Raw genomic sequence first — 13,900 nt, 5'->3', positions numbered from 1 at the left:
ACGGCGACCCGCCGGGTGGAGCGGCGGCCCGGCGTACGCTGAATCCATGCGCCCCGACTCCCCCACGTCCGGCGCGGGGTCGACGCGCCGCACGGTCGAGGAGCATCTCGCGGTGATCCTCGCGGCGACCTCCGCGTCGCCCGCCGAGAGCGTCCTGCTCGCCGACGCCGTCGGCCGCACACTCGCGGCCCCCGTGCTCGCACGCGTCGACGTGCCGCTGTTCGACAATTCGGCGATGGATGGCTTCGCCGTGCGTCACGCCGACGTCGCGGATGCCGATGCGGAACGCCCCGTCACCCTGCGCGTCGTCGCCGACATCCCCGCCGGCTCGCCCGTCGACCCGCCTCTCGCGCCCGGTGAGGCCGCGCGGATCATGACGGGTGCGCCCGTCCCCACGGCGGCGAGCGCCGTGATCCCCGTCGAGGACGCTCGTGGCGGCTTCGCGGCATCCGCCACCGCTGTCGTCGTGACCGCCCGGCCGCGGAGCGAGGGCGCGCACATCCGCCGCCGCGGCGAAGACGTGCGCGCCGGGGCCGAGGTCGCACCCGCGGGCACCGTCGTCGGCCCCCTTCAGGCGGCGGCGTTCGCGGCATCCGGAGTGGATCGGGTCCAGGTGCACCGGAACCCGCGCGTCGCCGTCATCTCCACCGGCAGTGAGCTCGCCCCCACCGGCGGAGACTTCACTCGGGGGCAGATCCCGGAATCGAACTCGATCCTGCTCGCGAGCTCCTGCCGCCAGGCGGGTGCCGACGTGGTGTCGGTGACCACCGTCCGCGACGACGACGCCGCGTTCTCGGCAGCCCTCGTCCACGCGACGGAGGATCTCGGAGCAGACGTCGTCGTGACGTCGGGCGGCGTCAGCGCCGGAGCGTACGAGGTCGTCCGCAGCGTACTGGGCGACCGAATCTCGTTCGTCTCGGTCGCGATGCAGCCGGGCGAGCCGCAGGCGTTCGGGCGCGTGGGCGGTGCCCTCGTCTTCGGCCTACCGGGAAACCCGGTGAGCGTCGCGATGTCGTTCGAGGCCTTCGTGCGGCCGGCGCTGCTTGCGCTGCAGGGGCGTTCCGCGCTGCATCCTCCCGTGCTCCGGCTGCCCGCGGCTACCGGGTGGCGCTCGAAGGAGGGGCGGCGGCAGTTCGTGCCCGCGCGCATCGACCGCGACGATCCGTCGCGCTGGTCGGTTCAGCCCGCCACGGCCGGCGGATCGGGCTCACATCTGGCCGCGGGTCTGGCACGCGCAGAGGCGTACGTGGTCGTGCCGGAGGACGTGTCGACGGTGCACGCCGGAGACCTCGTCGATGTCGTGATGCTGTCATGACGGACCTCGCCAAGCCCGCTGGGTCTCCGACTGCCGCGATCATCCTCGCGGGCGGCCGGGCCACGCGGCTGGGCGGCGTCGACAAGCCGCAGCTCGTCGTCGACGGAGCGACCCTGCTCGACCACGCGGTGCGGTCGGTCGCGTGGTGCGATTCGATCGTCGTGGTCGGCCCAGCGGCATCCGTCAGTGCTGATATCGGGAACGCCGACACCGGCAGCGCCGAGATCATCTGGGCGCGCGAGACGCCCGCGTTCGGCGGGCCCGTGGCCGCGATCGCCGCGGGCCTGGCCCTGGTGGAGCGCGACGAGGTCTGCATCGTGGCCGCCGACACGCCCCGCGCCGAGGAGGCGGTCGCCCTGTTGCGACAGCATCCGCTCGACGACGCCGACGGCGTCTGCCTCGCCGACACGGCCGGACGCGCCCAGTGGCTGATCGGCCGGTACCGCACGGCCGCGCTGCGCGCCGCCCTCGGTCGGATGCCGAATTCCGGGCGCGACGCCTCGATCCGCTCGCTCGTGGCCGGGCTTCGCCTCGAACTCGTGACTGCCGGCGACCTGGCGGCGGATGTCGACACATGGGACGATCTGGAACGTGCGAGAGCGCGTCGCGCCTCGCCGACGAGTCCCACGGATCAGGAGCAGACATGACGGAACAGCCGCGGCATCTCCCTGTCGAAGCCCTCGAGGAATGGACCGCGGCCGTGTGCGCCCGGCTCGGCCTCGAGCGCTCCGACGTCGACGTGGCGCTCATCCTCGATCTCGCCCGCGATGTCGCCCACGGCGTGGCCCGCCCGGCCGCACCACTGAGCGCGTACCTTGCCGGGCTCGCCGCAGGACGCGCAGGCGGTACGCCCGACGCATCTGCAGCCTCGGCAGCCGCGATCAGCGACCTCGCCGCGGGCTGGCGCACCGCCGATCAGGGCTGACGCACCGCGTCGATCACCCCTCGATCACGGCGACCTCTCATGGGGGGTCTCGCCGATGTGATGCAAACGTCATCATCCCGAAATCGCCGGAGAGCGGCCGGGAAATACGCGACCCCTAGGTTCGGAGCATTCTTCCTCTCGAACTCCAGGAGCCGCGATGTCTCAGACAGTCGGAAACACCAGGGTCGACGCCTCGGCCACCACCCTCACCCGTGACGGCAGCTGGATCCACGGCTGGAATCCCGAGGACGCCGTCTTCTGGGCCGCGGAGGGCCGTGCGATCGCCCGCCGCAACCTCGGCTGGTCGATCTTCGCCGAGTTCCTCGGCTTCATCGTGTGGCAACTGTGGAGCATCGTCGTGGTGCTGCTCCCCGCCGCCGGGTTCACGCTCTCGACCAGCGAATCCTTCTGGCTGATCTCGCTGCCGAGCCTCGTCGGTGCGACCCTGCGCTTCCCGTACACGTTCCTCGTCGCCAAGTTCGGCGGTCGCAACTGGACGATCGTCTCGGTGCTGCTGCTGCTGATACCGGCCGTGCTCCTCGGTGTCGTGGTGCAGAACCCCGAGACCCCGTTCGGCATCATGCTGCTGGTGGCGGCCCTCGCCGGCTTCGGCGGCGGCAACTTCGCCAGCTCCATGTCGAACATCACCTACTTCTTCCCGCAGAAGGAGAAGGGCTGGGCGCTCGGCCTCAACGCGGCCGGCGGCAACCTCGGCACCTCAGTCGCGCAGCTCGCCGTGCCGATCGTCGTCTCGCTCACCGCCGCGGTCACCTTCAACCTGTCGTTCGCCGGATGGATGTGGATCCCGCTGATCCTGCTCGCAGCGTGGGGCGCCTGGCGCTACATGGACAACCTGTCGTCGGCGAAGGCCGACTTCGCCGGCGCTGCGGCGGCGCTCCGCGAACCGCACCTCTGGGTGCTGTCCCTGCTGTACATCGGCACCTTCGGATCGTTCATCGGATTCGCCAGCGTGTTCCCCAAGCTCATGGCCGACAGCTTCCCCGAGTACTCCACGTTCCAGATCGGCAGCGCGTCGCTCACGCTCGCGTTCCTCGGCGCCCTCGTCGGCTCGCTCGCCCGACCCTACGGCGGGAAGCTCGCCGACCGTTTCGGCGGCGCGCGGATGACGATCGTCGCGTTCTGCCTGATGATCGCCGGAGCACTCTCGCTGCTGCTCACGCTCGATACCGACAGCTTCGCGGTGTTCCTCGGATGCTTCCTGCTGCTGTTCGTCGCGGCCGGGCTCGGCAACGGCTCGACGTACCGGATGATCCCGAACGTGTTCGCGGCACGCGGCGCTGCCACGGCCGGCGACCCGATGACCGTGAGCACCCAGCGCAAGGCCGCCGCCGCGCTGGGGCTGATCTCGGCGATCGGCGCCTACGGCGGGTTCGTCATCCCGCAGGTGCTCGCCGCGGCGCAGAACGCGACAGGGTCCTACGCTCCGGCCTTCGCCGGCTTCGTCGGCGCGTACATCGTGCTCCTGACCATCACGGTGCTCGTCTACGCGATGCCCCGCACCTCCCTCGCCGGACACCGGATCTGATGACTGTGCGGGTCGTCGTCGTCGGTGCCGGTCCGGTCGGCATCCGCTTCGCCGAGGAGCTGCTTCCCCTCGTGACGAGCGGCCGGGCGAGCGTGACGGTGGTCGGCGCCGAGACCGCCGACCCGTACAACCGCGTGCTGATCGGCGAGTACGCGGTCGGCGAGGTCGCGGCTTCCGAGCTCACGCTCGCCACGGCCGAGACCCTGCCGGGAGTCGACCTGCGCCTCGGAGCCCGGGCGGAACGGGTCGACCGGGCGGCGCAGCAGGTCGTGCTCGACGACGGGTCGACCGTGGGCTACGACCGGCTCGTGCTCGCGACCGGTGCGCGACCGATCATCCCGACGCTGGACGGGCTGCACGACCTCGGGCCCGACGAGACCGGCCTCGACACGCGCCTGACCTCCGGCGTGTGCGTGCTGCGCGATCTGTCGGATGCCGCGCAGGTGCGCGACGTCGTCGAGCGCGGTGGACGCGTGGTCGTGCTCGGCGCCGGCGTGCTCGGGATCGAGCTCGCGATGCTCCTCGCCGACGCGGGGGCGACCCCGGCGGTCGCGCACTTCGGACCGATCCCGATGCCGCGTCAGCTGGATCGCGGCGCGGCATCCGTCCTGTCCGGGGCGCTCGCCTCCGCCGGTGTCGTGCTCGTGCCGCACACGCGGGCCGAAGGCGTGATCATCCGGGAGGACGAGCACGGCGAGCGCCGGTTCCGCGCGCTCGTCAGCTCCGATGCCAAGCACATCGAGGGCGACCTGCTCGTGCTGTCGTGCGGGGTCCGCGCGCGCACCGAGCTCGCCGAGGATGCGGGACTCCGCGTCGGGAACGGCGTGCTCGTCGACGGCGCCCTGCGCTCGTGGACCGATCCGCTCATCCACGCCATCGGCGACTGCGCCCACCTCGCCGATCCGGAGCTCTATCTGCACGAGAAGCACGTGCCCGGCGGACCGAACGGACTCGTCGGCCCGGGATGGCGGCAGGCCGCGTGGCTGGCGGCGGAGATCAGCGCGGAGATCGAGGCGGGTCTCGAGGTCAGCGAAGAGCGCGAGACGTTCCGCGAGGATCAGCCCGGCGTCGTGGTCTTGAAGGGCGAGCTCGTCGACCTCGTGTCGGCCGGTGATGTTTCGGCGGACCCGTTCGCTCCCGTCCCGGCCGGTGAGGATGCTCCGGGCATCGCGGTCTGGGCCGACCCTCAGCACGGCACGTACGTGAAGATGGCGACGCGCGACGGCGTGCTCACCGGATTCGTCGCCGTCGGGATGCCGCGGGCCGCGGCCGAACTGAGCGTGCTCTACCTGCGCGGCGGCGAGCTGCCCGCCGATCGATCCCTGCTGCTTCGTCTCGACGACGTCGACGAGACCGTGTCGGGAAGCGGACGCGATGCGACGCTCTGCATCTGCAACGCCGTGACGGTCGGGCAGGTCGAGGACGCGATCGACGACGGCTGCGCGACGGTCGCCGAGGTCGGCGGATGCACACGCGCCGGCACCGGCTGCGGCGGATGCCGCGCCCGCATCGCGGAGCTCGTCCACGCCCACGCGGCGGCGGCGGCATGACGGGCCACGGCGTGACGGACAGCGGCGTGACCGACACGCACTGCCCCTACTGCGCGCTCCAGTGCGCGATGTCGCTGACGCCGACCACCGACGGACCGCTCCCGGTCAGTGTCGCCGGGCGGGACTTCCCCACGAACCGCGGGGGCCTGTGCAAGAAGGGCTGGACCTCCGCCGATCTCCTCGCCGACACCGGCCGCCTGACGACACCGCTGGTGCGCGGCGCCGACGGCGAGCTGCATCCCTCCGAGTGGGACACCACCCTCGACCTGCTCGCAGCCCGGCTGGCCGAGATCTCGGGAGAGCACGGGCGCGACGCGATCGGCGTCTTCGGCGGCGGCGGCCTGACGAACGAGAAGGCCTACCAGCTCGGCAAGTTCGCCCGCATCGCGCTACGCACCTCTCGCATCGACTACAACGGCCGCTTCTGCATGTCGTCCGCGGCAGCGGCGGCGAACCGCTCGTTCGGCATCGACCGCGGGCTGCCGTTCCCGCTGACGGATCTCGACACGGCCGAGACGATCCTGCTCCTCGGCACGAACGTGGGCGACACGATGCCGCCCTTCGTCTCGCACCTCCAGGGGGCGCGGGCCCGTGGCGGCCTGATCGTCGTGGATCCGCGGCGCAGCTCGACAGCGCGCCTGTGCGCCGACGGCGGCGGCACGCACCTGCAGCCCGTTCCCGGCACCGACCTCGTCCTGCTGCTCGCGCTCATCCACGTGGTCATCGCCGAGCGCCTCTTCGACGCCGGGTACGTGGCCCAGCGCACCTCCGGGTTCGACGCGCTCCGCGTGTCCGTCTCGTCGTGGTGGCCCGAACGGGCAGCGACCGTCACGGGAGTGCCGGCGCACAGCATCCGCGATCTCGCCCGAGCGCTCGCCCGCTCGAACTCGGCGTACATCCTCACCGGGCGCGGAGTGGAGCAGCACGTCGACGGCACCGACACGGCGACCGCCGCGATCAACCTCGCCCTCCTCTTGGGGCTCCCCGGCACGCCGGGTTCCGGCTACGGCACCCTCACGGGACAGGGCAACGGACAGGGCGGACGAGAGCACGGGCAGAAGGCCGATCAACTGCCGGGGTACCGCAAGATCACCGATCCCGCGGCACGCGCGCACGTCGCCGCTGTCTGGGGAGTGGATGCCGACGATATCCCCGGGCCCGGGGTTCCGGCTGTCGAGCTGCTGCAGGGCGCGGGGCTTCCCGGCGGCGTGCGGGCGCTGCTCGTGCACGGGTCGAACGTCGTCGTGTCTTCGCCGAACGTCGCCACCGTCAGGGCGGCGCTCGGTCGGCTGGACCTGCTGGTCGTGTCGGACTTCTTCCTCTCCGAGACGGCGCGCATGGCCGACATCGTCCTGCCGGTGCTGCAGTGGGCCGAGGAGGAGGGCACGATGACCAACCTGGAGGGGCGGGTGCTGCGACGACGCCGAGCCCTCGCTCCGCCGGCCGGCGCCCGCAGCGAACTCTGGATCATGGCCGAGCTGGCCCGTCGGCTGGATGCCCCCGGGGTGTGGAGCCTCGAACCCGCCGAGGTGTTCGACGAGCTCGCCCGCGCCTCCGCCGGTGGCCCCGCGGACTACTCCGGTCTCAGCCACGCCCTGCTCGACCTCGGCATCGAGGCGCACTGGCCGTTCCCGGTCGGCAGCCTCGGCACGCCGCGTCTGTTCGCCGATCGTTTCGCGCACCCCGACGGCCGCGCCCGGCTGGTCGCGGTGCGTGCCGAGGAGCACGAGGTGGCAGAAGGCGAGCGTCTCAACCTCGTCACCGGCCGACTGCTGGAGCAGTATCAGAGCGGCACGCAGACCCGCCGCGTCGTCGAGCTCACCGCCACCCGGCCCGCGCTCATCGCGCAGCTGCACCCCGCGACGGCTCGCCGGCACGGCATCGCCGAGGGCGACGGCATCCGCATCACCAACGATCGCGGCGCCGTGACCGCACGCGCCGAGCTGACCCGCGACATCCGTCCCGACACCGTCTTCCTGCCGTTCCATTACCCGGATGCCGGGAGCGCCAACCTCCTGACCGACGACAGGGTGGACCCGCGCTCCGCGATGCCGGAGTTCAAGCGGGCGCTGGTCGACATCACCGCGGTGCCCGCGCCTCTGCTCGACGCCCTGCCGGCCGCCGTACCGGCCTGATGGCGGAATCGCGCTGTCAAGCCCTGGTGTTCCGGGGGCGTGAGGCGTAGCGTCACGAGCACGGTCACCGGCCGTGTCACGGCAGTGGAAGGAGTTCGACGATGAGCACCACGAAGACCCTGGCCCTCTGGGTCGCCTACGGACAGAACGGCGTGGTCGGCAGCATCCGCCATGCTGAGGACGGCTACGTCGTCACGATGGCGGGATCGGATGCCGCCACGGGCACGTACCCGAACCTGGCATCCGCCAAGGGAGCACTGCACTCCCACATGGCACCCGGCAGCGATTGGCCGCGCTTCCAGGAACACTGACCCGGCCCGGCCCGCCGCCGCGCCTCGGCATCCATGGTGGATCAGAAATGCCGCCGAACGGGGCCGCGCAGCGGCATTTGTGATCCAGCATCAGACCGAACGTTCGGCGATCGCCGAGCGGATGCGGGCGAGAAACGGGCCCGGATGGGTGAGATCCTGCTGGGTCAGGCGGATCACGATCCAGCCCCGTTCCTCCAGCTCGCGCTGACGGGCGATGTCCCTGCGCCATTGCGCCTTGTCCGTGCGATGGCCATCTCCCTCGTACTCGACCGCGATCAGCCACTCCGGGTACGCGAGGTCGATCCGTGCGACGAGGCGGCCTCCGACATGCAGCTCGAACTGCACCGCGGGCTCCGGGAGGCCGGCATCCACGATCGTCAGCCGCGTCTCGGTCTCCTTCGGGGATTCCACTCCTTCCCGAGCCCTGCGCAGTGCCCTGCGCACGTCCGCACTACCAGGGAATCGTCCCCATTCGATGAGCCGTGTCCGGAGATCTGCGAGCGTAGACCTCGGGCGAGCAACCTCAGCCACGCCCGGGTAGTTCATGCTGTCGGTGACGACCGCATCGAGCAGCATGACCAGGTGGGCAACGGACAGCTCGCGCGCGCAGCTGAAGACGGCGGCGATCGGATCGACCACGGGCGCACCCCCGACGCGCCAGGTCTGAGCCCGCGCCGCCTGCAGATGACGTCCTGTCACGCCGTGTGCCCGCGGAGGGCTGTTCTCCTGCGGTGCGGCGATCTCGAGTGGTTCGGTCGCTCGCCATTTCTCCGGGAAGGGCAGGGCCCACAGACGCACAGCGCTCCGGCCGACGATCCTCTGACCGGGTCGCATCCGCGGCAGATAGCAGTCGACGAGGGCACGGAACGTCGTCGGCGCTGACACTGAGCGGACACCGTGAAACGGGCGGTCGAGGTCGGCGGCATCCGTTCGTCCACGGCGCACACCAGCCGATGCCGCCTGCTGGACGCTGAACTGCGCACCCAGGCGCGCGGGGAGCTCGATCCGATGACGCATGGAGCAATGCTCGCAACACGACGCACCCCACCGTCGTCCCCTATCGCGTCTCCGCCGGCCCCTGTGCGAACTCCCCCGCCCCGACCCGCCGGTGCAGACGCCCTCCCGCTCGCGCCTGAACCAGGGTGGATCGAAAATGCTGGCGAAACGACTGCCGCACCCGCATTTGTGATCCAGCCCACGCCCGGACTGATCCGCGGCGGCGCCGGCGGGCTACTCCGCGGGCTCGCCGGAGAGGAGGCCGCGGAGCCAGTCGCGCGCCTCGACGAACACGTCGTCGGCGTAGCGGTCGGGGTACTGCACGATCTGCCGATCGGCGCGCGGATACGACCCGAGGAACACCACGCGAGGACTGAACCGGCGGATGCCGAGGAGCGCATCCGCCATCCGCTCGTGCTCGACATGCCCGTCGGCATCGATCACGAACCGGTAGCGGCCGAGCTCATCGCCGATCGGGCGCGACTCGATGAGGGACAGGTTGATCCCGCGGGTCGAGAACTGCTCGAGCATCTCGAGGAGGGACCCGGGGTGGTCGTGCGGCAGCTCGACGATGAGCGACGTCTTGTCGGCGCCCGTCGGCTCGGGCGGAGTGGTCGTGCGGGTGACCAGCACGAAGCGGGTCACGGCCTGCGCGTTGTCTCCGATGCCCTCGGCCAGCACGTCCACGTCGTAGTGCTTCACGATCCCGGGAGCCGCGATCGCCGCCTGCGCGGGGAGCGAGCCGTCGAGCACGCCGATGGCCGAGGCGACGTTGCTCGCGGCGGGCACGTGCGAATGCGAGGGCACGTTCGCGCCGAGCCAGCCGTGGCACTGCGCGTACGCGACGGGGTGCGCCGCGATGACCTCGACCTGGTCGAGCGTGGTGCCGCGCGGGGCGACGAGCACGAAGTTCACCTGCACGAGGTACTCGCCGATGATCCGCAGACCCGGCAGCGTCGCCAGCGCATCCTGCGTGGTGGAGACACCGCCCTCGATCGAGTTCTCGATCGCGATCATCGCCGCGTCGCTGCGTCCCTCGAGCACGTCGTCGAGCGCCTCGCCCACGTTGTGCACCGGGCGCCAGTCCTGGCCTCGCGCCTCGGCGACCTGGTCGAGAGCCGCTTCCGTGAAGGTTCCGGCAGGGCCGAGATAGCTGTAGGTGCGGCGTTCAGTCACGGCGTTCAGCCTATCCCCCGGTGTCGCACCGGACGTTCGGATGTCAAGACGGATGCGGTCCCCGCGATCAGGGGGCAGACTGAGAGGATGACGAGCCGTGCCGGCCTCCCCGCGGAGGACACTGACCTGATCGATGTCGACGAGCTGATCGCCGCCTACTACGACCGTGTGCCGAACCCCGAGGTAGCCGCCGAACGCGTCGTCTTCGGCACGAGCGGGCATCGCGGCTCATCGCTGTCGAACAGCTTCAACGAGACGCACATCCTCGCCACCACGCAGGCGATCGTCGACTACCGCGCCGCGCAGGGCATCACCGGGCCGCTCTTCCTCGGCCGCGACACGCACGCGCTCTCCCTCCCCGCCGAGCGCAGCGCGATCGAAGTGCTGCTCGCGAACGGGGTCGACGTGCGCGTGGACTCCCGTGACTCGTACGTGCCGACCCCGGCGCTCAGCCACGCGATCCTCACGTACAACCGCGCCCTTCGCGCGGTTCCTGAGCCCGTCGAAGGGCAGGGACCCACGGACGGGTCGCCGGAATACAACGCCGGCCGCGCCGACGGCATCGTCGTCACCCCGTCGCACAACCCGCCGCGCGACGGCGGCTTCAAGTACAACCCGCCGCACGGCGGGCCGGCCGACACGGATGCCACGGGCTGGATCGCCGACCGCGCGAACGAGCTGATCGCGACCGGCCTTCAGGGCGTCAAGCGCGCGCGCTTCGCCGATGTCGACTGGGACGCGATCACCGGGTATGACTTCCGCGACGCGTACGTGCGCGACCTCCCCTCGATCATCGACATCGACGCCATCCGCCGCGCGGGCGTGCGCATCGGTGCGGATCCTCTCGGCGGAGCATCCGTCGAGTACTGGGCCCTGATCGCCGAGGTCCACGATCTCGACCTCACGGTCGTCAACCCCGAGGTCGACCCGACCTGGCGCTTCATGACGCTGGACTGGGACGAGAAGATCCGGATGGATCCGTCGTCGCCGTCGGCGATGGCGTCCCTCGTCGCCAAGAAGAGCGACTACGACGTGCTCACCGGCAACGACGCCGACGCCGACCGGCACGGCATCGTCACCCCGGATGCCGGGCTGATGAACCCGAACCACTACCTCGCCGTCGCGATCGATTACCTGTTCTCGCACCGGAACGAGTGGCCGCGGGATGCCGCCATCGGCAAGACCCTCGTGTCGTCGATGATCATCGACCGCGTCGCCGAGTCGCTCGGCCGTCGCCTGCTGGAGGTGCCCGTCGGCTTCAAGTGGTTCGTGCCCGGGCTGCTGGACGGCTCCGTCGCGTTCGGCGGGGAGGAGTCGGCGGGTGCGTCGTTCCTCCGCAAGGACGGCTCGGTCTGGTCGACCGACAAGGACGGCATCCTGCTCTGTCTGCTCGCCGCCGAGATCCTCGCGGTGACGGGCAAGACCCCGTCGGAGCGCTACGCCGAACTCGAGAAGGCCTTCGGGTCCTCCGCCTACCAGCGCGTCGACGCGCCGGCGACGCCCGAGCAGAAGGCGACGCTGGGCAAGCTGTCGCCGGATGCCGTGACGGCGACGACCCTCGCCGGTGAGGACATCACGGCGAAGCTGTCGCAGGCCCCCGGCAACGGCGCCGCGATCGGCGGACTCAAGGTGCAGACCGAGCACGCCTGGTTCGCCGCGCGCCCTTCGGGCACGGAAGACGTGTACAAGCTCTACGCCGAGAGCCTGCGCGGCCCCGAGCACCTCGCCGAGGTGCAGGCCGAGGCCCGCGCCGTGGTGTCGGCGGCGCTCGGCGGCTAACGCCCGCGGGCGAGCTCGGCGCCGGCTGCCCGCAGCCAGCGGGCGGGCTCGGCGAGCGCGGCATCCGATGACCCGGCCAGGTCGGTGAGCGAAGCGGATGCCGCGAACAGGTCGGTGTCCGCGTCTTCCGTGATGCGTCCGGCGGCGAGGAGGGCCTGAGCGCCGGCATCCGCCGCGAGGGTCGCGATGAACGAGGGCACTTTGCCGTCACCGGACTGCCCGTCGTACGAGCCCTCGCCGGTGATGACGACGTCGGCAGCGGCGATCGCGTCGGCCAGTCCGATCAGCTGCGCGACCTCCGCGGCTCCCGGCGCCAGCACGCCGCCCCACGCGACGAGCGCCCCGCCGGTGCCGCCGGCCGCGCCCGTGCCGGGCAGATCCGCGTCCAGACCCAGGAGCACGGCGAGCCGGCCGAGGCCCCGATCGGCGAGCGTGATGTCGGCGACCGAGTTCAGCCCCTTCTGCGGTCCGAAGACGGCCGAGGCGCCGCGCGGTCCGATGAGCGGGTTGGTGACATCGGTGAGCACGCGCACGTCCGGCGCGGCGCGGAGACCGGCCAGATCGACCGAGGCGATGCCGGCGAGCCCGCGGGCGCCGCGCAGGACCGGAGCGCCCGCGGCATCGAGGAAGCGCGCGCCGAGGGCGGTCAGCATCCCCGTCCCGCCGTCGGTGGACCCGCTGGAGCCGATGCCGACGACGACGCGCGAGACGCCGTGATCGAGTGCGGCGGCGATCGCCTGGCCGAAGCCGGTCGTGTCGGCATCCCACGGTCGCAGCCGATCGAGGAGTTCGATGCCCGAGGTCGAGGCGAGGTCGATCACCGCGGTGCCCTGCGGCGCATCGACGGTCGGCGGCAGCAGCAGCCACGTCGTGTCGATCATCGCGCCGGTCGGCCCTTCGACCGCGACGGGCATGCGCGTGGCTCCCGGAACCGCCGCCGCGAAAGCTGCGACCGTACCCTCGCCGCCGTCGGCCATGGGGCGATGGATGAACTCCGCGCCGGGGTCGACCTCGGTCCACCCCGACTCGAGCGCCGCCGCGGCATCCGCCGCCGTGATCGTGCCCTTGAAGCTGTCCGGGGCGAGGACGACGCGGGTCACGCGGCCGCCTCGGGAGTGCTGTCGCGCACGATGACCTCGAGCGGGAGCGGAGGCTGCTGCCAGTCCGCATCGACCGTCGCCCGGAAGGCCTGGTATCCGACCTCGGTCAGCGGTACGCGCACCGTGGTGAGCGCGGGAGTGACGTCGCTGCTCGACGGCACGTCGTCGAAGCCGCAGACCGCGATGTCCGCACCGACCTCGCGTCCGGCCCCGCGGATCGCCGCCATCGCGCCGATCGCAACGACATCACTGATGCCGAAGACCAGGGCGCCCTTCTCCACGCCCGCCGTGAGCGCCGCCGCCATCGCAGCCGCTCCCGACTCGCGCCGGAAGTCTCCGCGCAGGACGCGACCGATCGTTCCGCCGACGGACTCGAATCCTGCGCGGAAACCGGCGAGACGCTCATCGGACGTGCGCACTCCCTCCGCGGCGCCGATCGCGATGGCCACGCGGTAACCGCGCTCCGCCATGCGGCGGCCGAGCGCCTCGGCTCCCGCGCGGTTGTCGATCTCCACGCGGCGCTCCCCGACGCCGTCGGGGCCGAAGGTGACCGTCCGGCCGCCGAGCCGCGCGAACTCCGCGAGCTCCCGGGCGGTCTCCGACTCCATGGGCTCTCCGGAGCGTGACGCCGCGAGGATCAGGCCGCGGGGGCGCTGACCACGGAGCGCGCGCACGATCCGCGCCTCGCGCTCAGGGTCGCGTTCGGTGATCGCGATCGTCACGACGAGGCCGTGCTCATCGGCGCCGCGCGCGACGCCGGAGGCGATCAATCCGAAGTAGGGGTCGGCGATATCGGCGACGAGCAGCGCGATCACGGGCGACGATCCGCGCGCGGTCGCCTGTGCCGAGACGTTCGCGGTGTATCCGAGTTCGGCAGCGGCGGTCTGCACCCGGTCGCGGAACGACTCGGCCACCGTGCGCTCGGAGCCGTTCAGCACGCGGGATGCCGTCGCGAGCGACACTCCGGCGGCTCTCGCCACGTCATGCAGCGTGGGTGCAGCCCCTCGTGCCGAGCGGGCCGGGCGCGCGAGCGGTGCGGGATCCGGGGATGAAGGCGCACTCATGCC

The 13,900-nt window shown here is 71.7% G+C and carries 12 protein-coding genes; 8 read left to right on the top strand and 4 right to left on the bottom strand.

What is annotated here, in order from left to right:
- Nucleotides 1-46: 46 nt before the first annotated feature.
- The 7 genes from RS85_RS02065 (at nucleotide 47) to RS85_RS02035 (ending at nucleotide 7,782) form a co-directional block, all read left to right on the top strand.
- Entirely contained in the window at nucleotides 47-1,315 is a 1,269-nt protein-coding gene (locus RS85_RS02065; RefSeq protein WP_046011764.1) for a molybdopterin molybdotransferase MoeA, read from the top strand.
- Nucleotides 1,312-1,962, top strand: coding sequence for a molybdenum cofactor guanylyltransferase (gene mobA, locus RS85_RS02060; protein ID WP_046011763.1), 651 nt, complete (start codon nucleotides 1,312-1,314; stop codon nucleotides 1,960-1,962). The genes RS85_RS02065 and mobA overlap by 4 nt, the downstream gene beginning before the upstream one ends.
- Nucleotides 1,959-2,240 (top strand): DUF6457 domain-containing protein, encoded by a 282-nt coding sequence (locus RS85_RS02055; protein WP_046011762.1) that lies wholly within the window; start codon nucleotides 1,959-1,961, stop codon nucleotides 2,238-2,240. The genes mobA and RS85_RS02055 overlap by 4 nt, the downstream gene beginning before the upstream one ends.
- Before the next feature lie 157 nt (nucleotides 2,241-2,397).
- On the top strand, nucleotides 2,398-3,786 hold the full coding sequence (locus RS85_RS02050) for an MFS transporter (protein ID WP_046011761.1): 1,389 nt from the start codon (nucleotides 2,398-2,400) through the stop codon (nucleotides 3,784-3,786).
- A complete protein-coding gene (locus RS85_RS02045; protein WP_046011760.1) occupies nucleotides 3,786-5,336 on the top strand; it encodes an FAD-dependent oxidoreductase in 1,551 nt (516 codons plus the stop codon). The genes RS85_RS02050 and RS85_RS02045 overlap by 1 nt, the downstream gene beginning before the upstream one ends.
- Nucleotides 5,333-7,471, top strand: a complete 2,139-nt coding sequence (locus RS85_RS02040; protein ID WP_152642306.1) for a molybdopterin oxidoreductase family protein — start codon at nucleotides 5,333-5,335, stop codon at nucleotides 7,469-7,471. Before RS85_RS02045 ends, RS85_RS02040 begins: the two co-directional genes overlap by 4 nt.
- Nucleotides 7,472-7,572: 101 nt before the next feature.
- Nucleotides 7,573-7,782 (top strand): hypothetical protein, encoded by a 210-nt coding sequence (locus RS85_RS02035; RefSeq protein ID WP_046011759.1) that lies wholly within the window; start codon nucleotides 7,573-7,575, stop codon nucleotides 7,780-7,782.
- 90 nt (nucleotides 7,783-7,872) lie between these two features.
- On the opposite strand, the gene RS85_RS02030 is transcribed toward RS85_RS02035, so the two are convergent.
- Nucleotides 7,873-8,799 (bottom strand): endonuclease domain-containing protein, encoded by a 927-nt coding sequence (locus RS85_RS02030; protein ID WP_046011758.1) that lies wholly within the window; start codon nucleotides 8,797-8,799, stop codon nucleotides 7,873-7,875.
- Between the two features lie 213 nt (nucleotides 8,800-9,012).
- On the bottom strand, nucleotides 9,013-9,963 hold the full coding sequence (gene pheA, locus RS85_RS02025) for a prephenate dehydratase (RefSeq protein ID WP_046011799.1): 951 nt from the start codon (nucleotides 9,961-9,963) through the stop codon (nucleotides 9,013-9,015).
- A 78-nt stretch (nucleotides 9,964-10,041) separates the two neighbouring features.
- On the opposite strand from pheA, the gene pgm reads away from it, so the two are divergent.
- Nucleotides 10,042-11,733, top strand: a complete 1,692-nt coding sequence (gene pgm, locus RS85_RS02020) for a phosphoglucomutase (alpha-D-glucose-1,6-bisphosphate-dependent) (protein WP_046011798.1) — start codon at nucleotides 10,042-10,044, stop codon at nucleotides 11,731-11,733.
- Here the strand turns inward: pgm and RS85_RS02015 are convergent.
- Together RS85_RS02015 and RS85_RS02010 are read right to left on the bottom strand one after the other, a co-directional pair.
- Complete coding sequence (locus RS85_RS02015) at nucleotides 11,730-12,833, bottom strand: glycerate kinase (RefSeq protein WP_046011757.1); 1,104 nt, start codon at nucleotides 12,831-12,833, stop codon at nucleotides 11,730-11,732. The two genes, pgm and RS85_RS02015, sit on opposite strands and share 4 nt — an antisense overlap.
- A complete protein-coding gene (locus RS85_RS02010) occupies nucleotides 12,830-13,897 on the bottom strand; it encodes a LacI family DNA-binding transcriptional regulator (RefSeq protein ID WP_046011756.1) in 1,068 nt (355 codons plus the stop codon). The genes RS85_RS02015 and RS85_RS02010 overlap by 4 nt, the downstream gene beginning before the upstream one ends.
- Between the last annotated feature and the right edge of the window lie 3 nt (nucleotides 13,898-13,900).

It is taken from the genome of Microbacterium sp. SA39 (assembly GCF_000967865.1).
GTDB lineage: Bacteria > Actinomycetota > Actinomycetes > Actinomycetales > Microbacteriaceae > Microbacterium.
This window is presented reverse-complemented; position numbering and strand designations above follow the sequence as displayed.